Genomic DNA, 26,005 nt, shown 5'->3' with positions numbered 1-26,005 from the left:
TTAAAAATCTAATCCAGCTTCGCGAGCACCTTCTGCAAGGGCTTTCACTCGGCCATGATATTTATAACCAGCACGATCAAATGCAACCTGGGTAATGCCTTGCTCTTTAGCACGTTTACCTAGTAACTTGCCAACTAAAGTGGCTTGTTCTACTTTGCATTTTCCAGATAAACTGGCTCGTAATTCTTTATCATTTGTTGAACAAACTACTAATACCTTATCACCGAGCTTGTCAGATTTAACTATTTGAGAATAGATATGCACGCCACTTCTATAAACAACTAATCTGGATCTACCCGATTTTCGAATTAAAGCTTTAGCCTTTAATCCACGTCTATCTCGTGAGTTTTGCTTATTCATAACTTATACCTTATTTCTTTTTCGCTTCTTTACGAGCAATTACTTCACCGGCGTACCTAACTCCTTTACCTTTGTAAGGCTCAGGCGGTCTAAAAGCTCTTATTTCAGAAGCAACTTGCCCTAAAATTTGCTTATCAACACCCTTCAGTATTATCGTGGTATTACTAGGAGTCTCAACTGTAACACCGTTTGGTAAATCGTACTCAATTGGGTGCGAAAAACCTAGAGATAAGGTAATAGATTTATCTTTAGACTGCGCTCTATAACCTACACCAACCAATTCCAGAGTTACTGTAAAACCTTCAGTAACACCATGAACCATATTATTTACTAATGCTCTGGCAGTACCAGCCTGAGCCCAAGCTTTAGGATCATTTGCTGCAGGAGCAAACTCTAACTGGTTAGACTCTTTACTCTTAGTTATACTAACTAACCTATTAATTTTTTGGGTTAGCGTTCCTTTGGGCCCTTTTACAGTTATTGAACCATCAGCCAGTGTTATTTCAACATTTGCTGAGTGTACAACAGGGGCTTTTGCTACTCTAGACATATCATTCCTCGCAAGTATTAAGCCACTTCACAAATGACTTCGCCACCAACACCTTTTAATTTTGCAGATATATGAGTCATTATACCTTTTGATGTAGACAATATTGCCACACCAAAACCAGGAATAGAGGATAAATCTTTATATGATTTATATACTCTTAAACCAGGACGGCTAATTCTTTTTATTAGCTCAATAACTGGCTTTCCATGATAATATTTAAGTTTTACAGTAATGGACCTCAGATTATTATCTAAAGTTTCCACAAAGAAATTCTCAATATATCCTTCTTCTTTTAAAACACGAGCAATTTCTTCTTTTAACTTAGAAGAAACTAATGTTATCTGCTGATGTTTAGCTTGTTGACCATTTCTAATTCTGGTCAGCATATCAGCAACTGGATCATGCATACTCACAATCGTTCTCCAATCAAAATAATTTACCAGCTCGACTTTCTACCGCCGGGTACATTGCCAACCATAAGTTGTTGTCTTAAACAAATTCTGCAAAGACTAAACTTGCGATAAACTGCGTGTGGTCTTCCACATTGCTGGCATCGAGTACTATGACGAACAGGATTTGAATTAACTGGTAATTTTGCTAGTTTTGCCTGACAGTCCATAATTACTTGGAAATCATCAGATGATTTAATCAATTGTTTTAATTCGTTTCTGCGCTTTCTGTATTTTTCTACAAGTTTTCCGCGCTTTAACTCTCGCACAAGCATTGATTTTTTAGCCACAATTTCACCCTTTTATTTTCTATCTCTATCTTTCAATGGAAGATTAAATGCTTCTAACAAAGCTTTAGCTTCTTCGTTTGTTTTAGCACTTGTAGTAATACAAATGTCTAAACCTCGTATACCATCTGTTTTATCGTAATCAATTTCAGGAAATACGATTTGCTCATGTATTCCCATGCTGTAGTTACCTGTTCCATCAAAAGATTTTGGATTTAAACCACGAAAATCCCTTACGCGAGGTAAAGTAACAGAAATTAATCTATCTAAAAACTCATACATCCGTTCGCGTCTAAGTGTTACTTTACAACCTATGGGCCAACCTTCTCTAATTTTGAAGCCAGCAATTGACTTTTTAGCTTTAGTAACAACTGGTTTTTGTCCTGAAATAAGAGTCATGTCTTCAACAGCATGATTCATTACTTTTTTATCGCCTACAGCTTCACCAACGCCCATATTCAGAGTGATTTTAACTATTCTGGGGACTTCCATAACACTGGAATAGTTGAACCGTTTCATCATCATAGAGACGACGTCTTTATTGTAAAACTCTTTAAGTCTCGCCATTTCAATCACCTAATTAAACACGGTCAATTATTTCATCGTTAGATTTATAATATCTAACTTTTTTACTAACGCCGTCATTCTCAAGATACTTAAAGCCTACTTTATCCGCTTTTTTAGTTATGGGATTATAATGAGCAACGTTTGAAACGTGTAGTGGAGCTTCACGAGTGACTATTCCACCTTTATTTTCAGGTTTTTGAGGATTAGGCTTAACATGTTTCTTAATTAAGTTACCACCCTCTACAACAACGTTATCATCAAGTACTCGTAGAACCTTACCCACATGACCTTTACTTTTACCAGCGATGATAATAACTACATCGCCCGTTCTAATGCGTTTCATATTTAATCCTTCTCACAAAACTTCTGCAGCCAGAGATATTATTTTCATAAATCTCTCTCGTAGCTCGCGAGTAACGGGGCCAAATATACGAGTCCCAATTGGCTCGTTTTGGTTGTTTAAAAGTACTGCTGCATTACCGTCAAAGCGAATTAAGGAACCATCGTCTCTTCTAACACCTTGAGCAGTACGTACTACAACGGCCTTCATTACAGCACCCTTTTTTACTTTACTTCTTGGTATAGCGTCTTTGATACTTACTTTTATAACATCACCTACACGGGCATACCGTCTGTGTGAGCCACCAAGTACTTTAATACACATTACCTTTCGTGCTCCGCTGTTGTCAGCCACTTCGAGCACTGTCTGCATTTGGATCATTTTATTCTCCAGCTCTAATTTCGACCAGAAAAAGGTTGCTGATTATATCAGGCCTTTTAGGGTTTTAAAAGTAAATCAACACAGTTGATTAAGAAATTACTTCGACTAATACCCAGCTTTTCGTTTTAGAGAGTGGTCTAGACTCACGGACTTTCACAGTATTACCAATTTGGCACACTTGATTTTCATCATGAGCGTGAATTTTAGTTCTACGTTTCATGATTTTTCCATACTTAGGATGCTTCACAGTTCGCTCAATCATCACAACTATAGTTTTATCCATTTTGTCGCTAACTACTTTTCCAACCATTGTTCTGGCGTTTGATTCATTAGTAGACATGTCACTTACCTGCCTTTTCGGTCAACATTGTTTTTACTTTTGCCACTGACTTACGCACCATTGTGATGAGATGTGTTTTATCTAGTGAGCCACTTGCTTTTTTCATTCGTAAATTAAATTGTTCTTTACGTAATGAAAGCAATTCAGTTTGCAATTCTTCAATTGATAAATTGCGCAATTCATCTATTTTTTTCATTACATTACCGTCCGTTCTTCAAACATTACTTTGAAAGGAAGTTTTGCTTTAGCAAGGTCAAAAGCTTCTATGGCCAGCTCTCTAGTTACCCCTTCCATTTCAAATAAAACCTTACCTGGTTGAATTTGAGCTACCCAATATTCAACACTACCTTTACCTTTACCTTGTCTCACTTCTAAAGGCTTTTGTGTGATAGGTTTATCTGGAAATACTCTAATCCAAATTTTACCGCCACGCTTAATATGACGTGTCATAGCTCGTCGTGCTGCTTCTATTTGCCTAGCAGTTAAACGACCACGTTCTAGTGCCTTCAGACCAAATTCACCAAAACTAATTTTGCTGCCTCTTAAAGCTAAACCTCTATTTCGGCCCTTCATCTGTTTTCGGTATTTAGTACGCTTTGGTTGTAACATGATTCTTAATCCTCACTCACTGGGCGCTGTCTGACAATCTTTTCTTTTGAGGGAGAATTTCACCCTTGAAGATCCAGACTTTTACACCAATAATTCCGTAGGTAGTTTTAGATTCTGCAGTACCGTAATCGATATCAGCTCTAAAAGTATGTAATGGTACACGGCCTTCTCTATACCATTCGCTTCGGGCAATCTCAGCACCGCCAAGACGTCCACTAACACAAATTTTAATCCCTTTAGCACCAGCTTTAAGAGCAGAGGTTACTGCACGTTTCATAGCTCTTCTGAACATCACGCGCTGTTCTAATTGTTGTGCTATACCTTCAGCAACAAGAGTAGAATCTAATTCAGGTTTTTTTATCTCTTCAATATTTAAATGAACAGGAACACCTAATTTAGCAGAAATCTCTTTGCGCAGAGTTTCAATACCGCCACCTTTTTTACCAATAATCACACCTGGTCGTGCGGTGAGTATAGTTACAACTGCATTATTGGCTGGACGCTCTATAAGAATCTTACTAACAGCGGCTGCCATTAATTTTTTCTTCAGTTCAGTGCGTAATTTAATGTCTTGAATTAAAAATTCAGCATAACGCTTACCAGCGAACCATTTTGAGTTCCAATCTTTAATAATTCCAAGGCGTATGCCTATTGGATTAACTTTCTGTCCCATTGCTATTCCTCGTCAGATACTTTAATCGTGATATGGCAGGTACGTTTACAAATTCTATTTGCACGACCTTTAGCTCTGGGACTAATACGTTTTAAAGTTGTCGCTTCATCAACGCAGACCATACCTACTTTCAGATCATCAATGTCAGCACCATTATTATTCTCAGCATTAGCAATAGCTGATTCTAATAACTTAAGCATCAATTGAGCACCTTTTTTTGGTGTAAACTTGAGGACATCAAGCGCACCAGATACTTTTTTATTTCGTATCATATCGGCTACCAATCTGCCCTTTTGAGCGGATAAAGGAGCACCTTTTAACTTAGCTGTAACTTCCATCATATCCTCTTACTTGCCTTTAGCCTTTCTGTCTCCAGAGTGGCCTTTGAATGTACGAGTCATGGCAAACTCACCTAGTTTGTGACCAACCATATTATCTGTAATATACACAGGAACATGGTCTTTACCGTTATGCACAGCTATAGTTAAATCAATCATTTCAGGAACGATTGTTGAACGTCTAGACCAAGTTTTAATTGGTTTTTTTGATTTAGATTCGATAGCAGCTTCAACTTTGCTGATCAAATGTTGGTCGATAAATGGACCTTTTCTTATAGAACGAGCCACTTGATATCCTCTCAATAATTATTTCTTCTTACGCCGTCTGACAATAAAGCTATCAGTACGCTTATTACTTCTGGTTTTATATCCCTTAGTTGGCAATCCCCATGGTGAAACAGGATGACGTCCTCCAGAAGTACGACCCTCACCACCACCATGTGGGTGATCAACTGGGTTCATTGCAACACCACGAACAGTTGGACGAATTCCTCTCCAACGTTTGGCTCCTGCTTTTCCTAATGAACGCAAACTATGTTCACTATTACTTACTTCACCAATTACAGCGCGGCATAATACATGAATTTTACGCATTTCACCTGAGCGTAATCTCAATGTTGCATAAATACCTTCTTTTGCAACAATTTGTCCACTACATCCAGCGCTTCGCAACATCTGAGCCCCTTTACCAGGCTTCATTTCAACGCAGTGAATGGTTGTTCCCACTGGGATATTTTTTAATGGCAAACAATTACCTACACTAATAGGTGAATCTGCGCCACTAAGTACAGTTGCTCCTACCTCTAAGTTAGCAGGTGCAATTATATATCTTTTTTCACCGTCTTTGTAAGCCAGTAATGCAATAAGAGCCGTTCTGTTTGGATCGTATTCAATACGCTCTACTCTTGCTGCAATACCATCTTTATCGCGTTTGAAATCGACAAGTCTGTATTTCTGACGCTGACCACCACCGATATGCCGAACGGTAATTCGGCCTTGGTTATTTCGACCACCTGTTTTTTTTAGTTTTTCAACTAACGCAGCATGTGGCTTTCCCTTATGGATGTGGTGATGTACAACGCGAATCTCGCCACGTTTACCAGGCGATGTCGGTTTAGATTTTAATAGTGCCATCTTAATCTGCCTTATTCGGTAACTGTAAAGTCTATATCTTGATCAGCATGAAGAGATACAAATGCTTTTTTCCAATCACTTCGTTTACCAGCTGTTTGCTTGAAACGTTTTGATTTTCCCTTCACATTAATTACAGATACATTTTTAACTTTAACGTTAAATATATGCTCTACAGCCATTTTAATTTCAGTTTTAGTTGCATTTTTCAGTACTTTGAAAGTGAACTGTTTAAACTTATCGGCCATGACAGTAGCCTTTTCAGAAGTATGTGGTTCACGCAGAACCATCATCAATCTCTCAGCGTTCATTGTAACTGTTCCTCAATTTTTTTAATCGCAGCTTCTGTAACAACAACTTTTTCAAATCTGAGTAAGGAAACAGGATCTATAGTTGTAACATCACAGATATCATAGTCAATTAAGTTTCTTGAACCTAAGTACTCACTTTCACCAACTTCGTTCATAATGATCAGCGCGTTTTTAATGCTCAGCTGATTCATTTTGTTGATAAAATCTTTTGTCTTGTGGCTTTCACATTGAAAATCACTTACGACAACCAAGTTCCCGGTACGACAAAGTTCGGAGATTATACTACGTAATGCACGTTTGTACATTTTTTTATTAAGTTTTTGTGAATAATCTCGTTTTTTAGATGCAAACGTCACTCCACCGCTTCTCCAGAGAGGACTACGAATAGTACCTGCTCTTGCACGACCAGTACCTTTTTGATTCCAAGGTTTTTTGCCGCCGCCTCTTACTTCTGAGCGAGTTTTCTGAGCGCTATTTCCACTACGCGCATTATTCATATAAGTTACAACAGCTTGGTGAACCAAACCTTCGTTGTAAGCATAAGCAAATACATCTTTATTAAGTTGTAATTGTGATTTTGTATCTATAGTAGTAATTTCCATCACTCACCTCTTGCTTGCTTTTTTACTGCAGGCTTAACTTCTACTCGAGTACCTGGGGCACCAGGAATTGCACCTTTAATAAGTAGTAAGTTCCTTTCAGCATCAACTCGAACAAGTTCAAGGCTTTGAACCGTACAACGAGCATTACCCATGTGTCCAGCCATTTTTTTACCTTTGAACACGCGACCAGGGGTCTGGTTTTGACCTATAGAACCAGGAACTCGGTGAGATCTAGAATTCCCGTGAGTAGCATCCTGTGTTCTAAAATTATATCTTTTGACTGTACCAGCAAACCCTTTACCTTTACTGAGTCCAGATACATCAACATGTTGTCCTGCAGTGAATATATCAGCAACAGAAATAACTTGTCCTAATTTATATGCATCTTCAGAATCAATATGAAACTCAACTTGCATATCACCAGCTTCGATTTCAGCTTTAGCAAAGTGACCAGCCATAGGCTTACTTACTTTACTTGCTTTTTTGGTCCCGCCAGTCAATTGAACAGCAGAATAACCATCAACTTCCGCAGTTTTAACCTGAGAAACACGATTGGGATGCACTTCAACTACAGATACAGGAACTGAAATTCCCTCTGGTGTGAAGACACGTGTCATACCGATTTTACGGCCTAATAAACCGATCATTATAGCACCTCTTTAATATCCTTCACCCTAACATTTAGTCATCAAGGCTTATCTGAACATCAACCCCAGCAGCCAGATCCAATTTCATCAATGCATCTACTGTTTTCTCAGTTGGATGAACAATAACGATCAGGCGTTTATGAGTACGTAATTCGTATTGATCTCGCGCATCTTTGTTTACGTGTGGCGAAATTAATACGGTAAATTTTTCCTTGCGGATTGGCAATGGTATTGGTCCACGGATTTGTGCACCAGTACGCTTTGCTGTCTCAACAATTTCAGCGGTTGATATATCTATCAACCGATGATCAAAGGATTTTAATCTTATTTTAATGTTTTGATTGGTACTCATTATAATTACTCGATTATTTTAGCAACAACACCGGCGCCTACAGTACGGCCACCTTCCCGAATTGCGAAACGTAAACCTTCAGTCATCGCGATTGGTGCATGCAGATTGATAGTTAACTGTACGTTATCTCCCGGCATTACCATTTCTGTGCCAGATGGTAGGTCACAAGTACCTGTTACGTCTGTAGTTCTGAAGTAGAATTGTGGACGATAGCCATTAAAGAATGGAGTGTGACGACCACCTTCTTCTTTTGACAACACATACACTTCTGCTTCAAATTTAGTGTGTGGCTTGATTGTGCCTGGCTTAGCAAGTACTTGACCGCGCTCAACTTCATCACGTTTAGTACCTCGTAATAACACACCAACGTTATCTCCAGCACGACCTTCATCAAGCAGTTTACGGAACATCTCAACGCCTGTGCAAATCGTTTTTTGAGTGTCATGTATTCCTACAATCTCAACTTCTTCACCTACTTTGATGATTCCACTTTCCACACGACCTGTAACTACTGTTCCACGTCCAGAAATAGAGAATACGTCTTCGATTGGTAATAAGAATGACTTATCAATGTTACGTACTGGTTCTGGAATATAAGAGTCTAATGTCTCAACCAGTTTCTCAATTGATGGAACACCGATTTCGCTTGTGTCGCCTTCCAGCGCTTTCAGAGCAGAACCAACAACAATTGGAATGTCATCACCAGGGAATTCATAACTGCTTAGCAGGTCACGAACTTCCATTTCAACTAATTCTAATAACTCAGCATCATCAACCATATCTGCTTTGTTCATGTACACAACAATATAAGGAACACCTACTTGTCGTGATAAAAGAATATGTTCTCTAGTTTGTGGCATAGGACCATCAGCTGCGGATACTACTAATATCGCGCCGTCCATTTGTGCAGCACCAGTGATCATGTTCTTAACATAGTCAGCATGTCCTGGGCAGTCTACGTGCGCGTAGTGTCTGTTTGCAGACTCATATTCAACGTGCGCTGTAGAAATAGTAATACCACGCTCACGCTCTTCTGGTGCAGCGTCAATCTGATCATACGCTTTAGCCGTGCCACCATACTTCTTCGCCATGATTGTTGTAATCGCAGCTGTTAGTGTCGTTTTACCATGGTCAACGTGACCAATAGTGCCCACGTTTACGTGTGGCTTTTTACGTTCAAACTTTTCCTTCGCCATTTCAATAACCTCATTAACTTTTATTGTTTCTTGATAATTGCTTCAGCAATATTGTTTGGTGCTTCAGCGTACTTAGAAAATTCCATCGTATATGTAGCTCTTCCTTGAGTAGCAGAACGTAAATCGGTTGAATAACCAAACATCTCTGCAAGTGGTACCTCTGCCCTAACAATTTTTCCAGCTGGTGAATCTTCCATACCCTGTACTAAACCACGGCGTCTGTTAAGGTCACCCATAACATCCCCCATGTAGTCTTCGGGAGTAACAACTTCAACAGCCATAATAGGCTCAAGCAGGACGGGTTTAGCTTTTAATGCACCTTGCCTGAAGCACTGAGAACCAGCAATTTTGAATGCCATTTCACTAGAATCCACCTCATGGAATGAACCATCAAATAGAGTGACTTTAACATCAACCACCGGGTAACCAGCAATAACACCATTTTGCATTTGCTCTTGCACCCCTTTATCAACTGCAGGGATGTATTCTTTTGGAATCACGCCACCAACAATCGCATTGATAAATTCGTAGCCTTGACCTGGTTCTTGCGGTTCAATTTTCAACCATACGTGACCGTATTGTCCACGACCACCTGATTGCCTTACAAACTTACCTTCTTGCTCTACTGCTTGCTTCAATGTTTCACGATAAGCAACTTGAGGTTTACCTACGTTAGCTTCTACATTGAACTCTCTTCTCATACGGTCAACAATAATCTCAAGATGAAGTTCCCCCATCCCTTCAATAATTGTTTGACCCGTTTCTTCATCAGTATGGACTCTAAAAGAAGGGTCTTCCTGAGCTAATTTTCCTAAAGCAATACCCATTTTTTCCTGGTCTGCTTTGGTTCTAGGCTCAACAGCTACTGCGATCACAGGATCAGGGAAATCCATTCTTTCTAATATAACTGGATTGTTTACATCAGAAAGCGTATCTCCTGTCATTACTGTTTTCAAACCTACTGCTGCAGCGATATCTCCAGCTCTAACTTCTTTTATTTCTTCACGCGAATTTGCATGCATTTGAAGCAGACGGCCAATACGCTCTTTTTTGCCTTTAACAGAGTTTAAAATGGTATCACCACATTTTAGGACACCAGAGTAAGCTCTGAAATAGGTTAAGGTGCCTACAAAGGGGTCTGTAGCAATTTTAAACGCCAGCGCAGAGAATGGGGCATCATAGCTTGTTGCACGATGCGTTTCTTCACCATCTTCATCAACTCCTTGGACATCAGGGATATCTATTGGAGAAGGCAAATACTCAATAACACCATCTAGCACTGCCTGAACTCCCTTATTCTTAAAGGCAGAACCGCAAAATACTGGAACAATTTTATTGGTTACAGTTAAGTGACGTAAAGCTTTCTTGATTTCCTCTTCAGAGAACTCTTCGCCCTCAAGATACTTTTCCATCAGCTCTTCTGATGCTTCTGCAGCTGCTTCAATAATTAGAGCGCGATATTCTTCACACCCTGCTTTTAAATCCGCCGGAATTTCAAGATACTTGAACGTCATTCCTTTGTTGTCTTCATCCCAATGAATCGCTTTCATTTTGATGATATCAATAACCCCTTTAAACTCTTCTTCAGCTCCAATAGGCAGTTGAACGACTACTGGATTAGAACCCAAGCGTTGCTTAATTTGTGTCACAACACGGTGGAAATTAGCTCCCATGCGATCCATTTTATTAACAAATACAATCCGTGGCACGCCATACTTGTTTGCTTGGCGCCATACTGTTTCAGATTGTGGCTCCACTCCTGATACTGAGTCAAATACAACAACGGCACCATCAAGAACACGCAGTGACCGCTCAACTTCAATCATAAAGTCCACGTGTCCCGGGGTATCGATAATGTTAATTCGATGAGACTCGAACTGTTTGTCCATACCTGACCAGTAGCAAGTAGTTGCTGCTGAAGTAATAGTAATACCGCGTTCCTGCTCCTGAACCATCCAGTCCATAGTTGCAGCACCGTCATGAACTTCACCAATCTTATGAGACATGCCTGTGTAATACAGTACACGCTCAGTTGTTGTAGTTTTTCCAGCATCGACGTGCGCCGCAATGCCTATGTTTCTATATAGTTTTAATGGAGTTGACACGGCTGCTCTCTCTTAATTCCATCTAAAGTGCGCAAAGGCCTGGTTAGCTTTTGCCATTTTATGAGTGTCTTCCCGTTTTTTAACTGCGGAGCCTTTACTTTCGTATGCGTCCATCAGTTCTCCTGCCAAACGTAGCATCATACCTTTCTCACCGCGACCACGCGCTGCTTGAACAATCCATCGCATGCCTAATGCAATACTGCGATCAGTTCTAACTTCAACAGGAACTTGGTATGTTGCACCGCCAACTCGGCGTGAACGTACTTCTACACTGGGTCGAACGTTATCTAGGGCATCTTCAAAATAGCGAAGAACAGAACCTGAATTACTTCCAGTACCTGACTCACCTTCTTCATCAGACTTTTTAGTTTTCTTTACGCGCTCTTCCATTACGGATAAAGCACCATAAATAATCTTCTCAGCAGTTGATTTTTTACCGCTGACCATTAATACGTTAATAAATTTTGCTAACAATTCACTATGATGCTTAGGATCTGGCAAAATTTCACGTTTGGGAACTTCTCTTCTTCTTGGCATCTCAATTTCCTACAATCAGTTATTTTTTATCTTTAGGTTTTTTTGTACCATACTTAGAACGACCTTGTTTTCGATCGTTAACTCCTGATGTATCTAAACTACCCCTAACTGTGTGATAACGCACACCAGGTAAGTCTTTAACACGACCGCCCCTAATTAGAACAACAGAGTGCTCCTGTAGGTTATGGCCTTCGCCACCAATATATGATGAAACTTCAAATCCATTAGTTAACCGTACACGAGCAACCTTACGCATAGCTGAGTTAGGTTTTTTAGGTGTAGTAGTATAAACGCGAGTACAGACTCCGCGTCTTTGTGGACATGACTCTAGTGCTGGTACGTTACTTTTCTTCTTTACGTCCACACGAGGCTTTCTTACTAACTGATTAATAGTAGCCATTTGTACTTAACTCCGATCTGTCTCTTGTGAATATTTCGAATGCATAAGGAGGCCGGATTCTATATAGGTACGGCAGATTTGTCAAGTTTAAACCTGCCGAATTTGAATCCAGATTAATGATCATGATTATCCGCGTTTAATGCTTCACTTAACGCGTGCTCAACATCACTTGCAGTAACTGTATGCGTTGCATGGTCACCACCTGCTGCAGCCCTTGCTCTTTTTGCCTTGCGGCTCTGATGATAGGTATAACCTGTTCCTGCTGGAATCAAGCGTCCAACCATCACATTTTCTTTTAAACCACGTAAATCGTCTATTTTACCACTTACGGCAGCTTCAGTCAGAACTCTTGTTGTTTCTTGGAAAGATGCTGCAGAAATAAATGATTCTGTAGCCAAAGATGCTTTGGTAATACCTAATAAAATTGGCGTTCCTCTAGCAACTTGTTTTCCTTCAGCAATAAGTTTGTCATTTTCTTCGAGCATGACACTTTCTTCTATTTGCTCTCCAACCAAGAACTTTGAATCGCCAGCAAATGTAATAACACGTTTACGTAACATTTGTCTGACAATTGTTTCAATGTGCTTGTCATTAATTTTTACACCTTGTAAGCGATATACGTCTTGTACTTCGTTTACAATGTAATTGGCTAATGCACCCACACCGAGCAAACGCAAAATATCATGAGGATTAAGTGCACCTTCAGCAATTAACTCTCCGCGCTCAACATGCTCGCCTTCGAAAACTGATATATGACGCCATTTTGGAATCAATTCTTCATGACATTGATCTTCAGAAACGTTAATAATCAATCTTCTCTTACCTTTAGTTTCCTTACCAAAGTTTACTAATCCTGAAACTTCAGCCATAACCGCTGAATCTTTAGGTTTACGCGCTTCAAACAGATCCGCCACTCTTGGCAGCCCCCCGGTGATATCGCGTGTCTTGGATCTTTCTTGCGGGATACGCGCAATAACGTCCCCAATACCTACTAAGCCGCCATCTTCAAAATTAACAATAGCGTCAACGGGCAAATAATACTGTGCAGGGACATTAGTACCAGCCAGGAAGATATCTTCACCGTCATCAGTTACCAACTTCACCATCGGTCTTAAATCGCGCCCTGCGGTACCACGTTGCTTAGCATCAATAATTACAATATTACTTAATCCAGTTAACTCATCTGTTTGTCTATTCATGGTCATACCATCAATTAAGTCGACAAACTTCAGATTACCGGCCACTTCTGAAATGACTGGGTGAGTATGAGGATCCCAGGTAGCAATTACTTGCCCTGCTTCAACAGCCGAATTATCCTGTACCGATATTACCGCACCGTATGGCAACTTATACCGTTCGCGCTCACGACCGAACTCATCAACGATAGTCACTTCTCCTGAACGTGATACGGCTACCAGATTTTTATTCTCATGAGTTACCGTTTTAATGTTATGTAAACGAATAACCCCTTTTGTTTTAATTTGAATATTGTTAGCAGCTGTCGCTCTGGATGCAGCTCCTCCGATATGGAAGGTACGCATCGTTAACTGTGTTCCTGGCTCACCGATTGATTGGGCGGCTATAATACCTACTGCTTCCCCGGTATTAACCCTATGACCTCGGGCTAAATCGCGGCCATAACAGGCTGCGCATAGACCAAAACGAGTTTGGCAAGTAATCGGCGAACGAACCATAATCTGGTCAACACCTTGTTTCTCTAATCGCTCAACCCATTCTTCATCTAATAGAGTACCCGCTTTTACAACAGGCTCACTTTGATTTGGAATATAGACATCAGCAGCTACTACTCGACCTAAAACTCGCTCGTGTAATGGTTCAACAATATCCCCACCCTCAATCAGAGGTTGCATTAATATACCAGTATCTACGCCACAATCATCTTCTGTAATTACAACGTCTTGAGCCACGTCAACCAAACGTCGTGTCAGATATCCTGAGTTCGCTGTTTTTAACGCGGTATCGGCTAGACCTTTACGCGCTCCGTGAGTCGAAATAAAGTATTGGAATACGTTCAATCCTTCCCGGAAATTAGCGGTAATAGGTGTTTCAATAATCGAGCCGTCAGGTGCGGCCATCAAACCCCGCATACCCGCTAGCTGTCTTATCTGCGCGGCAGAACCCCTCGCACCGGAATCAGCCATCATGAAAATCGGGTTAAATGATTCCTGTCTGACGTTGTCACCTTTAGCGTTAACGACCTCTTCAGTAGCAATTTTGGTCATCATCGATTTAGCTACCAACTCATTAGTACGTGACCAAATATCGATTACTTTATTATATCGCTCACCATTGGTTACTAAACCTGAACGGAATTGAGACTCAATTTCTCTAACTTCATTATCTGCGTGTTCAATAATACTCGCTTTATCTTCGGGTATTTCCATATCTTCAATACCGATGGATATACCTGAGCGCGTCGCATACTTAAAACCGGTATACATAAGCTGGTCAGCGAAAATTACGGTTTCTTTTAAACCGAAGTTTCTGTAGCAGCTGTCAATAACCTTGGTTATGACCTTTTTAGTCATGGTGCGGTTAATGTGCGCAAATGACATTCCCTTAGGTAATATCTCTGCAAGAATCGCACGGCCAACGGTGGTTTCCACTAAATGATATTCCGTTGAACCTTCCTCTTCCTTAAGCATACGAATTTTAATTTTTGCATGAATATCAAGATGTCCTGACTCATAAAAATTCTGCGCTTCCTGAGCACTAACATATATTTTACCTTCACCCTGAGCATTTACTTTTTCTCGGGTTAGGTAATAGAGGCCCAGTACCACGTCCTGGCTAGGAACAATAATCGGTTCACCACTAGCTGGAGACAAAATATTATTTGTCGACATCATTAATGAACGAGCTTCAAGTTGTGCTTCTAAAGTTAATGGCACGTGAACAGCCATTTGGTCGCCGTCGAAGTCCGCATTATAAGCAGTACAGACTAATGGGTGTAACTGAATCGCTTTTCCTTCGATCAGAACCGGTTCAAATGCCTGAATACCTAAACGGTGCAGAGTAGGTGCGCGGTTTAACAGGATTGGATGTTCACGAATAACATCATCTAATATATCCCATACCACTGACTCTTCTCGTTCTACCATTTTCTTAGCGGCTTTAATAGTAGTTGCCAAACCTCTAAATTCTAATTTAGAAAATATAAAGGGCTTAAATAATTCAAGCGCCATTTTCTTTGGTAAACCACATTGGTGTAATCTTAAGGTCGGACCTACCACGATCACCGAACGCCCAGAATAATCCACCCGTTTACCCAACAGGTTTTGACGAAAACGACCTTGCTTACCCTTAATCATGTCAGCTAAAGACTTAAGCGGACGCTTGTTCGTTCCGGTTATTGCACGACCACGTCTTCCATTATCAAGCAACGCATCAACAGACTCTTGTAACATTCTTTTTTCATTACGCACAATAATATCTGGAGCATTTAAATCAAGCAGGCGTTTTAAGCGATTATTTCGATTAATAACCCGTCGATACAGATCGTTAAGATCTGAAGTTGCAAATCGTCCACCGTCTAATGGCACTAACGGTCTTAAATCAGGTGGAAGAACAGGCAAGACATCCATAATCATCCATTCAGGTTTGTTTCCTGACTCGTAGAATGCCTCAAGCAGTTTTAATCTTTTGGTAATTTTCTTAATTTTTGTTTCAGAATTAGTTGTAGGTAATTCTTCACGTAAATTTTTAATCTCATCTTCTAAATCAATTTGACGTAGTAAATCGCGGATTGCCTCAGCGCCCATACGTGCATCGAACTCATCACCGTATTGTTCCATCGCATCAAGATAAACTTCATCATTTAGCAATTGACCGCGCTCTAATTCAGTCATTCCAGGATCAACAACAACAAATGCTTCAAAATAAAGAACTCGTTCTATATCCCTTAAAGTCATATCGAGAAGCAAGCCTATCCTGGATGGAAGAGACTTCAGGAACCATATATGAGCTACTGGGCTAGCAAGCTCAATATGTCCCATACGCTCACGTCTGACTTTTGCTAGCGCAAGCTCAACACCACATTTTTCGCAAATAACACCGCGGTGTTTTAGTCGCTTGTATTTCCCACATAGACATTCATAGTCTTTAACTGGTCCGAATGTTTTGGCGCAAAATAAACCATCTCGCTCGGGTTTAAAAGTACGGTAATTAATGGTCTCTGGTTTCTTTACTTCACCATAAGACCAAGAACGGATTAACTCAGGAGAAGCTAATGCGATCTTTATTGCATCAAACTCTTCACTTTGCCCTTGTTGTTTGAGGATGCCCAATAGATCACTCATTACAGGTGCCTTTCTCATTGGGTCGTTGCTTAGATTAGCCAAAGTCTATGCCTCCAAAAAATGGTTAGTCAGTATGTATCGCTGAACAGTTAATCGTGATCTAATTCGATATCAATTCCCAGTGCTCGAATTTCTTTCAATAACACATTGAAAGATTCAGGCATGCCTGGGTCCATACGATGGTCTCCATCGACTATATTTTTGTAGATCTTTGTCCTACCTCCAACGTCATCTGATTTCACAGTCAACATTTCCTGTAAGGTATATGCTGCACCATAAGCTTCTAATGCCCAAACCTCCATTTCCCCGAATCGCTGTCCACCAAACTGGGCTTTACCGCCAAGTGGTTGTTGGGTTACCAAACTATATGAACCGGTTGAACGAGCATGCATCTTATCATCAACCAAGTGATTCAGTTTCAGCATGTACATATAACCTACAGTTACTGGATTATCAAATTTGTTACCAGTTCTTCCATCGATCAAAGTTGTTTTTCCATCAGCAGGTAAATCTGCCAATTGCAACATCCTTTTAATCTCAGCCTCGGATGCACCGTCAAATACTGGTGTGGCCATTGGAACTCCCGCACGCAGATTATCCGCTAATCGGAACAACTCTGCTTCATTCAGACAATCAAGATTAACTCGTTGAACGTCATCATGGTTATAAATTTTATGCAGGAATGACTTAATATCTTCTGCTGATTTTTTACTATCCAGCATTTGGGAGAGTTTAATTCCCAATCCTTTCGCAGCTAAGCCCAGGTGAGTCTCCAAAACCTGTCCAATATTCATACGTGATGGTACGCCTAGTGGGTTAAGAACTATGTCAACTGCAGTTCCATCTTCCATATGGGGCATATCTTCAATGGGAACAACAATTGAAATAACCCCTTTGTTACCGTGCCGACCAGCCATTTTATCACCAGGCTGAATTCGTCGTTTAACCGCCAAGTACACTTTAACAATTTTTAACACGCCAGGAGCAAGATCATCACCTTGAATAATCTTCTTACGGCTATCATTAAAACGTTTTTCCATTTCTTTTGATAGAAGTTCCAGCTGTTTTGATAATTGTTCTAGCTGTTGGCTAATCTCATCATTATCCAATCGAATATCAAACCATTTTTCTCTATTAACTTTTTGTAAGTACTCTTCGGTGATTTTGGAGCCTGGTTTTAGGCTATTAGGTCCGCCGTTAGCTACTTTATCTAAAAGTAAATTAGATACACGATGATAGATATCTTCTTCGCGGATACGTCGCTCATCGATTAAGTCTTTACGTACTCGAGTTAAATGTTCTTCTTCGATACTTTTCGCACGAGCATCTTTATCAAGACCATCTCGTGTAAATACCTGTACATCAATAACTGTGCCGTTCATACCTGATGGAACACGCAGCGAAGAGTCTTTAACATCGGAGGCTTTTTCACCAAATATTGCTCTTAACAACTTTTCTTCTGGTGTCAGTTGTGTTTCGCCCTTAGGTGTTACTTTACCAACTAATATATCGCCAGTATTAACTTCTGCACCAATATACACCACACCTGACTCATCCAGATTAGATAATGCAGACTCACCAACATTAGGAATATCTGCAGTAATTTCTTCAGTCCCTAGTTTGGTATCACGTGCGATACAGGTTAATTCTTCGATATGAATGGTAGTAAATCGGTCCTCTTGAACTATTCGTTCTGATATAAGAATCGAGTCCTCGAAGTTATAACCATTCCAAGGCATAAATGCGACTAGTAAATTTTGTCCTAACGCTAACTCGCCCATATCTGTACAAGGACCATCGGCGAGCACATCGCCTCTTTGTATGTAATCACCAGTAGAAACAATCGGACGTTGGTTAATACAAGTATCCTGATTTGAGCGGAAATATTTTGTCAGGTTATAAATATCTACCCCTGTTTCACCTGCTGTTGTTTCGTCATCATTCACTCGAACAACAATACGCGAAGCATCAACCAAATCAATTATTCCACCACGTTTTGCTACAACAGAAACACCTGAATCCGAAGCAACAATTCGCTCCATTCCTGTACCAACTAATGGCTTCTCTGAACGTAAAGTAGGAACGGCCTGACGCTGCATGTTGGATCCCATCAAAGCTCTGTTCGCATCATCATGCTCAAGGAAAGGAATTAATGAAGCAGCAACAGAGACGATCTGCTTGGGTGACACGTCCATATAATTTATTTTATCTGGTGTTGTTAATGAAAATTCATTTTGATGTCTGCAGGGAACCAGATCAGCCAAAATATTGCCTTGTTCATCAAGCGCAACGCTTGATTGAGCGATATATTGATCTACTTCTTCAATAGCAGATAAATATTCAATTTCATCAGTAACACGCCCATCAATAACCTTCCGACATGGTGTTTCAATAAATCCATAGTCGTTTGTTCTGGCATAAACAGAGAGAGAATTAATTAATCCAATGTTTGGACCTTCAGGAGTTTCAATAGGACAAACTCGACCGTAGTGAGTTGTATGAACGTCACGGACTTCAAACCCTGCTCGTTCACGAGTTAAACCACCTGGGCCTAAAGCTGAAACTCTGCGTTTATGGGTTACCCCTGATAATGGGTTAACTTGATCCATAAATTGAGACAGCTGGCTGGAACCAAAGAACTCTTTAACAGCTGCGGATACAGGCTTAGCATTGATTAAATCCTGAGGCATCAGGTTTTCTGATTCAACAAGGCTGAGTCGCTCTTTAACAGCACGCTCTACACGGACTAAACCAACTCTAAATTGGTTTTCGGCCATCTCGCCGACGCTTCGAACTCTACGGTTACCTAAATGGTCAATGTCATCAACCATACCGATACCGTTTCTGATATCAATTAAAGTCTTAATAACAGCCATGATATCTTCTTTAGTTAAAGTACCTGGACCATCATCATTTTTTCTACCCACACGGCGGTTGAATTTCATCCGACCAACAGCAGATAAATCATATCGGTCATCAACAAAAAATAGATTTTTGAATAATGCTTCAGCTGCTTCTTTAGTTGGTGGCTCTCCTGGACGCATCATTCGATAAATTTCGACCAATGCCTCTAATTGGCTTGAAGTAGGATCTATTTTCAATGTATCAGAGATGTACGAACCATGATCTAAATCGTTTGTGTAGATCATATCTATTTGAAGAATTCCGTTACTAGCCATTACATCTAATAGCTCTTCAGTAATCTCGTCGTTAGCTTTAGCAACAAACTCACCGGTTAAAGTATCGATGACGTTTTTAGCTAATGTTTTGCCAATTAAATAGTCTCGTGGCACAACCAGATCTTGCATTTGGCATTTTTCCATTTGCTTAATATGTCTGGCAGTTATTCTTCGACCTTGTTCAACTATTAGTTCGCCTGTTTCGGGAACAAGAATATCAAAAGAGGCAATTTCACCACGTAATCTTTGTGGGATTAAATCAATATGATATTCACCATTTTTAAGATGGCAACTGGTTGTTTCGAAAAATTCACTCAGAATATCTTCGGCTTCATAACCTAAAGCTCTTAGTAAGATACTTACTGGTAATTTACGTCTTCTATCAATACGAACATAGACGCAATCTTTAGGATCAAATTCGAAGTCTAACCATGAACCACGGTAAGGGATAATACGAGCAGAATAGAGCAGCTTTCCTGATGAGTGAGTTTTACCTTTATCGTGCTCAAATATAACGCCTGGAGAACGGTGTAGCTGTGACACAACTACTCTCTCAGTGCCATTTACAACAAATGTACCAACATCGGTCATTAAGGGTATTTCACCCATGAATACATCTTGTTCTCTAATATCTTTAACTGGCTTGGGTTCATCGCTCGCGTCCTTATCAAGAACAACAAGTCTTATTTTAACCCGTAATGGCGCCGAATAAGTTAAACCACGCAGTTTGCACTCACGTACATCAAATGCTGGTTCACCTAATTTATAACCAACATATTCGAGCCTTGCATTGCCAGAAAAACTTTCAATTGGAAACACAGATGAGAATGCTGCATGTAATCCGGTGTTAAGATGTTCACTTAACTTACTATCAGCCTGGAGAAAATCCCTATAGGATTTAAGTTGGATTTCAAGCAGATTTGGTATTGCCATTTTATCGGTCTGCTTACCAAAGCTTTTGCGAAATCGTTTTTTCTCAGCATGTGAATATTGAGGTTTAGCTTCTGCAACGGCCATGGTGTTTCCTCTGTAAATTATTGATGACTTCAAACACGTAAACCCAGCCATGTAAACATGACTGGGTCAAATAGACTTTTATATCTTAATTATTTAACTTCTACTGTAGCACCAGCTTCTTCAAGCTCTTTCTTGATGCTAGCAGCTTCGTCTTTAGATACACCTTCTTTAACAGTTGAAGGAGCACCTTCTACTAAGTCTTTAGCTTCTTTTAAGCCAAGACCAGTTATGCCACGAATTACTTTAATAACGCCAACTTTGTTAGCGCCGAAGCTTGTCATTATAACGTTGAATTCTGTTTGCTCTTCAGCAGCGGCAGCAGCAGCACTTGGTGCAGCAACAGCTACAGCAGCAGCGGCAGCAGATACGTTAAATTTTTCTTCCATTGCTTCGATTAATTCAACAACTTCCATAACAGACATATTGGAGATTGTTTCTAAAATATCATTTTTTGACACAGCCATTACTAGCTCCTAATTATAAAATAAATTAATGATTAAGCGGATTATCCTGCTTTCTTATCTTTTACTGCTGCCAGAGTTCTCACTAGTTTAGCGTGTGGCTCTGCAAGAGTACGGACAAATTTCTCAACTGGCGCTTTCATCACATACATTAACTTGGCAATTGCTTCATCACGTGTTGGTAAGCTTGCAACAGCATCAATTTGATTAGCGCTGTAAACTTTACCACCTACTGATAAGGCTTTAATCTCAAGTTTATCAAATGTTTTGGTGAATTCTTTAAGTAGTCTTGCCGCATCACTTGGTGCCTCTAGTGATAAAGCAATAAATAGTGGACCTACTAGTAAGTCACTTAAGCATTCAAATTCAGTATTTTTAAAAGCCCTTCTTGTTAAAGTATTTCTTACAACGCGAAGATAAACACCAGATTTTCTTGCTTGACTACGTAACTGCGTCATTTGATTAACAGTTAAACCGCGATAATCAGCAACCACTGCTGAAATAGCCTTAGACGCGACTGCAGTCACTTCTTCAACAACGGCTTTTTTTGCAGCTAAATTTAATGTCACGTTACTGACCTCCTAATTTGTACAAATCACAAGGACTTGACAGTTATGGTGGCCGCCTCTGATTATGTTCGGAGCCGGTTCACCGTCTGCGCAGGAAATTAAGCGTTAGCACCTGCGGTCTTCGACGGCATGGAACCAAATCTATGCCGTGAATTCTTGAAATGGGTTGGTATCTTACACAGGTATTGATGAAATATCAATAGGTAGACCAGGTCCCATAGTTGTTGATAATGATATTTTCTTCAAATACTGACCTTTAGATGAAGCAGGCTTCGCTTTTTTCAGGTCAACGATTAAGGCTGTTATGTTTTCCAGTACGTCTTCGGCCGAGAAATCAGCTTTACCAACTGAGCAATGAATAATACCGTTTTTATCTGTTCTATATCGAACCTGTCCTGATTTAGCATCATTAACTGCAGCTTCAACGTTAGTAGTTACAGTACCGACTTTAGGATTAGGCATCAAACCTCTTGGTCCTAAAATTTGACCCAACTGACCCACAATACGCATTGCATCAGGAGTGGCTATAACAACATCGAAATCCATAGAGCCACTTTTAATTTGCTCGGCTAAATCTTCAAATCCTACTATATCAGCACCAGCATTCTTTGCTTTAGTCGCATTGTCGCCTTGCGCAAAAACAGCTACACGAACTACTTTACCAGTACCTTTAGGTAGATTAGTTGAAGAGCGCACTACTTGGTCTGATTTGCGTGGATCGACACCAAGGTTCACACTAATATCCAAACTCTCACGAAACTTAGTTGACGCAAATTGTTTTAACAGTGCAACTGCATCGTGAACGTTATATAAATGATTTGCTTTAATCGCTTCTACAATCTTTTTTTGCTTTTTAGTTAACTTTGCCATGGTAACCCCTTATTCTAAACCTTCAACTTCAATACCCATGCTGCGCGCCGTACCTGCAATACTTCTAACAGCCGCCGCGAGATCTGCTGCAGTTAAGTCTGGTTCCTTAATCTTTGCAATCTCTTCGAGTTGTTTGACGTTCAGCTTAGCTACTTTCTTCGTATTAGGTGTACCACTGCCACTTTGAATGCCAGCAGCTTTTTTCAGTAATACTGAAGCTGGTGGGGTTTTGGTAACAAAGGTGAAACTACGGTCACTATATACAGTTATCACAACAGGAGTAGGTAATCCTTGTTCCATTTGTTGTGTTGCTGCGTTAAATGCTTTACAAAACTCCATAATGTTTACACCGCGTTGTCCCAATGCTGGACCAACTGGTGGACTTGGATTTGCTTTTCCTGCTGGAATTTGTAACTTAATATATGCTTCTACTTTTTTTGCCATGTTTACTCCTTATGGGTCAAGCGCTAGCTTATTGAGACACTGGATTAGCCATCATCAAAAGTACTAGCTCCCCGGTTTTATAAATCTTTATTTATCTATTTTTATTGTTAATCAAGTAATTTTGACCAACAAACAGATTAATTTAATCTATGTCTTTTCTACTTGACTAAATTCAAGTTCTACGGGTGTTGATCGCCCGAAAATAAGAACAGCCACTCTTAATCTATTCTTCTCATAATTAACTTCTTCAACCACGCCATTAAAGTCAACAAATGGTCCTTCTTTAACTCTAACGACTTCGCCTGGTTCGAAAAGAACTTTTGGCCTTGGTTTGGTAACACCATCTTCAACCCGCTGCATAATGGCACGAGCTTCTTTATCTGTAATTGGTGTAGGCGTTTGACTGGTTCCGCCAATAAAGCCTAACACTCTGGGTATTGCCCTTACCATATGCCAGGTTTGATCATCCATTACCATATTGACCAGTACATAACCTGGGAAAAACTTTCGAGTACTCTTGCGCTTTTGACCTGAGCGCATTTCTACAACTTCTTCAGACGGTACGACTACTTCACCAATTTTATCTTGTAGATTATGGTGTAGTGCACGCGAAGTTATTTCACGCATTACAAAATTCTCATATCCTGAATAGGCATGAACAACGTACCACTGTTTAGATTTGAGTTCGTCCACCGTATTCACCCTAAATGTGTTATTTTAGCAATTGCCCACATCATCATGGAATCAACTCCCCAGAGTATGAATCCAGTCAGCGTAACCATTACCATTACTATAGTTGTTGTCTGAATCGTTTCTTGACGCGTCGGCCAAACAACTTTCAACAACTCAACTTTAGCCTCTTGGGCAAATTCAAATACTTGCTTACCCTTAGTAGTTAGGTAGCCAAGGAATAAAGTTAATACTAACCAACCAAGCCAAATCATAGCCTGAATCGGACCTGAAAAAGTGTAATAATAGGTACAAAAAAAGGCCCCTGCAGTAATTAATATTACCGCTAGCCAAGACAAGATATCTTTTATTTTACTTTGATTTTCGTTTGAACTATTCATATTTACTTGGTAGTTGGCAGGCCAGGAGGGAATCGAACCCCCAACCTGCGGTTTTGGAGACCGCCACTCTGCCAATTGAGCTACTGGCCTAAATTAATTGGCATAAAACTTATATTTTATGCCAACACAGTTACCCTTTTACTCTTACTCGATTATCTTAGCAACAACACCGGCGCCTACAGTACGGCCACCTTCCCGAATTGCGAAACGTAAACCTTCAGTCATCGCGATTGGTGCATGCAGATTGATAGTTAACTGTACGTTATCTCCCGGCATTACCATTTCTGTGCCAGATGGTAGGTCACAAGTACCTGTTACGTCTGTAGTTCTGAAGTAGAATTGTGGACGATAGCCATTAAAGAATGGAGTGTGACGACCACCTTCTTCTTTTGACAACACATACACTTCTGCTTCAAATTTAGTGTGTGGCTTGATTGTGCCTGGCTTAGCAAGTACTTGACCGCGCTCAACTTCATCACGTTTAGTACCTCGTAATAACACACCAACGTTATCTCCAGCACGACCTTCATCAAGCAGTTTACGGAACATCTCAACGCCTGTGCAAATCGTTTTTTGAGTGTCATGTATTCCTACAATCTCAACTTCTTCACCTACTTTGATGATTCCACTTTCCACACGACCTGTAACTACTGTTCCACGTCCAGAAATAGAGAATACGTCTTCGATTGGTAATAAGAATGACTTATCAATGTTACGTACTGGTTCTGGAATATAAGAGTCTAATGTCTCAACCAGTTTCTCAATTGATGGAACACCGATTTCGCTTGTGTCGCCTTCCAGCGCTTTCAGAGCAGAACCAACAACAATTGGAATGTCATCACCAGGGAATTCATAACTGCTTAGCAGGTCACGAACTTCCATTTCAACTAATTCTAATAACTCAGCATCATCAACCATATCTGCTTTGTTCATGTACACAACAATATAAGGAACACCTACTTGTCGTGATAAAAGAATATGTTCTCTAGTTTGTGGCATAGGACCATCAGCTGCGGATACTACTAATATCGCGCCGTCCATTTGTGCAGCACCAGTGATCATGTTCTTAACATAGTCAGCATGTCCTGGGCAGTCTACGTGCGCGTAGTGTCTGTTTGCAGACTCATATTCAACGTGCGCTGTAGAAATAGTAATACCACGCTCACGCTCTTCTGGTGCAGCGTCAATCTGATCATACGCTTTAGCCGTGCCACCATACTTCTTCGCCATGATTGTTGTAATCGCAGCTGTTAGTGTCGTTTTACCATGATCTACGTGACCAATTGTGCCCACATTAACGTGTGGCTTTTTACGTTCAAACTTTTCCTTCGCCATCGGAAATTCTCCCCGTTTGCTAATTGATATTTACATGGTGCCCACAACTGGACTCGAACCAACGACCTCTTCCTTACCAAGGAAGTGCTCTACCGCCTGAGCTATGTGGGCTTAACATATCAGCTTGCTAACACGATGAACAAGCAAATATTTGTACTACATTATTGGAGCGGGTGATGGGAATCGAACCCACGCTATCAGCTTGGAAGGCTGAAGTTCTACCATTGAACTACACCCGCTTTCTATCTTTTCTTTTAACTGGTGGAGGGGGAAGGATTCGAACCTTCGAAGGCAGAGCCGTCAGATTTACAGTCTGATCCCTTTGACCGCTCGGGAACCCCTCCAAAAAGAACGCTATTGTCTTTTAAGATCAAAGGAAAGTCAACATTTTGTTAACGACCACTTCTACTTAGATGGTGCTGGCACCAGGAATCGAACCCGGGACCTACTGATTACAAGTCAGTTGCTCTACCAACTGAGCTACGCCAGCATATTAGCTTTTACATATTGTTGTAAAACTACTTTTAGCAACTAAGATACTGAATTAGCTCAGTATCTGGTTACTT

Annotated in this window: 31 protein-coding genes and 5 tRNA genes; all 36 read right to left on the bottom strand. The window is 40.3% G+C overall.

Translation table 11 applies throughout. The features are described from left to right. Complete coding sequence (rplR, locus tag LOX96_RS03750; RefSeq protein ID WP_250419688.1) at positions 1–360, bottom strand: 50S ribosomal protein L18; 360 nt, start codon at positions 358–360, stop codon at positions 1–3. A 10-nt stretch (positions 361–370) separates the two neighbouring features. After that, a complete protein-coding gene (gene rplF / locus LOX96_RS03745; RefSeq protein ID WP_250419691.1) occupies positions 371–910 on the bottom strand; it encodes a 50S ribosomal protein L6 in 540 nt (179 codons plus the stop codon). Between the two features lie 17 nt (positions 911–927). Continuing rightward, on the bottom strand, positions 928–1,317 hold the full coding sequence (gene rpsH / locus LOX96_RS03740; protein WP_284498307.1) for a 30S ribosomal protein S8: 390 nt from the start codon (positions 1,315–1,317) through the stop codon (positions 928–930). Between the two features lie 29 nt (positions 1,318–1,346). Beyond that, positions 1,347–1,649 carry a 30S ribosomal protein S14 gene (gene rpsN, locus LOX96_RS03735; RefSeq protein ID WP_250419697.1) on the bottom strand — a complete coding sequence of 101 codons (303 nt, stop codon included), beginning with the start codon at positions 1,647–1,649 and terminating at the stop codon, positions 1,347–1,349. A gap of 12 nt (positions 1,650–1,661) precedes the next feature. After that, a complete protein-coding gene (gene rplE, locus LOX96_RS03730) occupies positions 1,662–2,213 on the bottom strand; it encodes a 50S ribosomal protein L5 (RefSeq protein ID WP_250419700.1) in 552 nt (183 codons plus the stop codon). A gap of 13 nt (positions 2,214–2,226) precedes the next feature. Next, the gene (rplX, locus tag LOX96_RS03725) at positions 2,227–2,556 is read right to left on the bottom strand and encodes a 50S ribosomal protein L24 (RefSeq protein WP_250419703.1); all 330 of its coding nucleotides are present in this window, start codon (positions 2,554–2,556) and stop codon (positions 2,227–2,229) included. 12 nt (positions 2,557–2,568) lie between these two features. Next, entirely contained in the window at positions 2,569–2,934 is a 366-nt protein-coding gene (rplN, locus tag LOX96_RS03720; protein ID WP_006872243.1) for a 50S ribosomal protein L14, read from the bottom strand. Between the two features lie 88 nt (positions 2,935–3,022). Further along, positions 3,023–3,274 (bottom strand): 30S ribosomal protein S17, encoded by a 252-nt coding sequence (gene rpsQ, locus LOX96_RS03715; protein ID WP_250419705.1) that lies wholly within the window; start codon positions 3,272–3,274, stop codon positions 3,023–3,025. Position 3,275: 1 nt separating this feature from the next. Then, on the bottom strand, positions 3,276–3,470 hold the full coding sequence (rpmC, locus tag LOX96_RS03710) for a 50S ribosomal protein L29 (protein WP_250419708.1): 195 nt from the start codon (positions 3,468–3,470) through the stop codon (positions 3,276–3,278). After that, positions 3,470–3,883 (bottom strand): 50S ribosomal protein L16, encoded by a 414-nt coding sequence (rplP, locus tag LOX96_RS03705; RefSeq protein ID WP_250419710.1) that lies wholly within the window; start codon positions 3,881–3,883, stop codon positions 3,470–3,472. Before rplP ends, rpmC begins: the two co-directional genes overlap by 1 nt. Positions 3,884–3,899: 16 nt before the next feature. Continuing rightward, positions 3,900–4,556, bottom strand: coding sequence for a 30S ribosomal protein S3 (gene rpsC / locus LOX96_RS03700; protein WP_250419712.1), 657 nt, complete (start codon positions 4,554–4,556; stop codon positions 3,900–3,902). 2 nt (positions 4,557–4,558) lie between these two features. Further along, positions 4,559–4,894, bottom strand: coding sequence for a 50S ribosomal protein L22 (rplV, locus tag LOX96_RS03695; RefSeq protein ID WP_250419777.1), 336 nt, complete (start codon positions 4,892–4,894; stop codon positions 4,559–4,561). A gap of 9 nt (positions 4,895–4,903) precedes the next feature. After that, positions 4,904–5,182 (bottom strand): 30S ribosomal protein S19, encoded by a 279-nt coding sequence (gene rpsS / locus LOX96_RS03690; RefSeq protein WP_250419716.1) that lies wholly within the window; start codon positions 5,180–5,182, stop codon positions 4,904–4,906. A gap of 18 nt (positions 5,183–5,200) precedes the next feature. Further along, complete coding sequence (gene rplB / locus LOX96_RS03685) at positions 5,201–6,028, bottom strand: 50S ribosomal protein L2 (RefSeq protein ID WP_250419719.1); 828 nt, start codon at positions 6,026–6,028, stop codon at positions 5,201–5,203. A gap of 11 nt (positions 6,029–6,039) precedes the next feature. Beyond that, positions 6,040–6,336, bottom strand: coding sequence for a 50S ribosomal protein L23 (gene rplW / locus LOX96_RS03680; protein WP_250419723.1), 297 nt, complete (start codon positions 6,334–6,336; stop codon positions 6,040–6,042). Then, positions 6,333–6,938, bottom strand: coding sequence for a 50S ribosomal protein L4 (rplD, locus tag LOX96_RS03675; protein WP_250419725.1), 606 nt, complete (start codon positions 6,936–6,938; stop codon positions 6,333–6,335). The genes rplW and rplD overlap by 4 nt, the downstream gene beginning before the upstream one ends. Next, positions 6,938–7,588: a 50S ribosomal protein L3 gene (rplC, locus tag LOX96_RS03670; RefSeq protein WP_431606624.1), complete on the bottom strand. Its 651-nt coding sequence runs from the start codon at positions 7,586–7,588 to the stop codon at positions 6,938–6,940. The genes rplD and rplC overlap by 1 nt, the downstream gene beginning before the upstream one ends. Before the next feature lie 31 nt (positions 7,589–7,619). After that, complete coding sequence (rpsJ, locus tag LOX96_RS03665) at positions 7,620–7,937, bottom strand: 30S ribosomal protein S10 (RefSeq protein ID WP_250419729.1); 318 nt, start codon at positions 7,935–7,937, stop codon at positions 7,620–7,622. Positions 7,938–7,942: 5 nt separating this feature from the next. After that, positions 7,943–9,133, bottom strand: a complete 1,191-nt coding sequence (gene tuf / locus LOX96_RS03660; RefSeq protein WP_250419731.1) for an elongation factor Tu — start codon at positions 9,131–9,133, stop codon at positions 7,943–7,945. A gap of 20 nt (positions 9,134–9,153) precedes the next feature. Beyond that, positions 9,154–11,238, bottom strand: coding sequence for an elongation factor G (gene fusA, locus LOX96_RS03655; protein WP_250419733.1), 2,085 nt, complete (start codon positions 11,236–11,238; stop codon positions 9,154–9,156). A gap of 12 nt (positions 11,239–11,250) precedes the next feature. Then, positions 11,251–11,775, bottom strand: coding sequence for a 30S ribosomal protein S7 (rpsG, locus tag LOX96_RS03650; RefSeq protein WP_250419736.1), 525 nt, complete (start codon positions 11,773–11,775; stop codon positions 11,251–11,253). A 19-nt stretch (positions 11,776–11,794) separates the two neighbouring features. After that, complete coding sequence (gene rpsL, locus LOX96_RS03645) at positions 11,795–12,175, bottom strand: 30S ribosomal protein S12 (RefSeq protein WP_010654837.1); 381 nt, start codon at positions 12,173–12,175, stop codon at positions 11,795–11,797. A gap of 113 nt (positions 12,176–12,288) precedes the next feature. After that, positions 12,289–16,494 carry a DNA-directed RNA polymerase subunit beta' gene (rpoC, locus tag LOX96_RS03640; protein WP_250419739.1) on the bottom strand — a complete coding sequence of 1,402 codons (4,206 nt, stop codon included), beginning with the start codon at positions 16,492–16,494 and terminating at the stop codon, positions 12,289–12,291. A gap of 89 nt (positions 16,495–16,583) precedes the next feature. After that, on the bottom strand, positions 16,584–20,690 hold the full coding sequence (gene rpoB, locus LOX96_RS03635) for a DNA-directed RNA polymerase subunit beta (protein WP_250419742.1): 4,107 nt from the start codon (positions 20,688–20,690) through the stop codon (positions 16,584–16,586). 89 nt (positions 20,691–20,779) lie between these two features. Beyond that, the gene (rplL, locus tag LOX96_RS03630; protein WP_250419745.1) at positions 20,780–21,154 is read right to left on the bottom strand and encodes a 50S ribosomal protein L7/L12; all 375 of its coding nucleotides are present in this window, start codon (positions 21,152–21,154) and stop codon (positions 20,780–20,782) included. Positions 21,155–21,195: 41 nt separating this feature from the next. Further along, positions 21,196–21,720: a 50S ribosomal protein L10 gene (rplJ, locus tag LOX96_RS03625; protein WP_250419748.1), complete on the bottom strand. Its 525-nt coding sequence runs from the start codon at positions 21,718–21,720 to the stop codon at positions 21,196–21,198. 174 nt (positions 21,721–21,894) lie between these two features. Next, positions 21,895–22,590 (bottom strand): 50S ribosomal protein L1, encoded by a 696-nt coding sequence (gene rplA / locus LOX96_RS03620; RefSeq protein ID WP_250419751.1) that lies wholly within the window; start codon positions 22,588–22,590, stop codon positions 21,895–21,897. A 9-nt stretch (positions 22,591–22,599) separates the two neighbouring features. Then, positions 22,600–23,034 carry a 50S ribosomal protein L11 gene (gene rplK / locus LOX96_RS03615; RefSeq protein WP_250419754.1) on the bottom strand — a complete coding sequence of 145 codons (435 nt, stop codon included), beginning with the start codon at positions 23,032–23,034 and terminating at the stop codon, positions 22,600–22,602. Positions 23,035–23,181: 147 nt separating this feature from the next. Continuing rightward, a complete protein-coding gene (gene nusG / locus LOX96_RS03610; protein ID WP_250419756.1) occupies positions 23,182–23,727 on the bottom strand; it encodes a transcription termination/antitermination protein NusG in 546 nt (181 codons plus the stop codon). A 5-nt stretch (positions 23,728–23,732) separates the two neighbouring features. Next, positions 23,733–24,104: a preprotein translocase subunit SecE gene (secE, locus tag LOX96_RS03605; RefSeq protein ID WP_250419759.1), complete on the bottom strand. Its 372-nt coding sequence runs from the start codon at positions 24,102–24,104 to the stop codon at positions 23,733–23,735. A 14-nt stretch (positions 24,105–24,118) separates the two neighbouring features. After that, positions 24,119–24,194, bottom strand: a tRNA-Trp gene (locus LOX96_RS03600). A gap of 54 nt (positions 24,195–24,248) precedes the next feature. Next, positions 24,249–25,439 carry an elongation factor Tu gene (gene tuf, locus LOX96_RS03595; RefSeq protein WP_250419731.1) on the bottom strand — a complete coding sequence of 397 codons (1,191 nt, stop codon included), beginning with the start codon at positions 25,437–25,439 and terminating at the stop codon, positions 24,249–24,251. 35 nt (positions 25,440–25,474) lie between these two features. Then, positions 25,475–25,550: transfer RNA gene (locus tag LOX96_RS03590), tRNA-Thr, on the bottom strand. A gap of 54 nt (positions 25,551–25,604) precedes the next feature. After that, positions 25,605–25,678, bottom strand: a tRNA-Gly gene (locus LOX96_RS03585). A 20-nt stretch (positions 25,679–25,698) separates the two neighbouring features. After that, a tRNA-Tyr gene (locus tag LOX96_RS03580) sits at positions 25,699–25,783 on the bottom strand. Positions 25,784–25,853: 70 nt separating this feature from the next. Further along, positions 25,854–25,929, bottom strand: a tRNA-Thr gene (locus LOX96_RS03575). Between the last annotated feature and the right edge of the window lie 76 nt (positions 25,930–26,005).

Source organism: Legionella maioricensis (assembly GCF_023618015.1).
GTDB lineage: Bacteria > Pseudomonadota > Gammaproteobacteria > Legionellales > Legionellaceae > Legionella > Legionella maioricensis.
The sequence above is the reverse complement of the archived record's forward strand: the minus strand, read 5'-3'. Positions and strand labels throughout refer to the sequence as shown.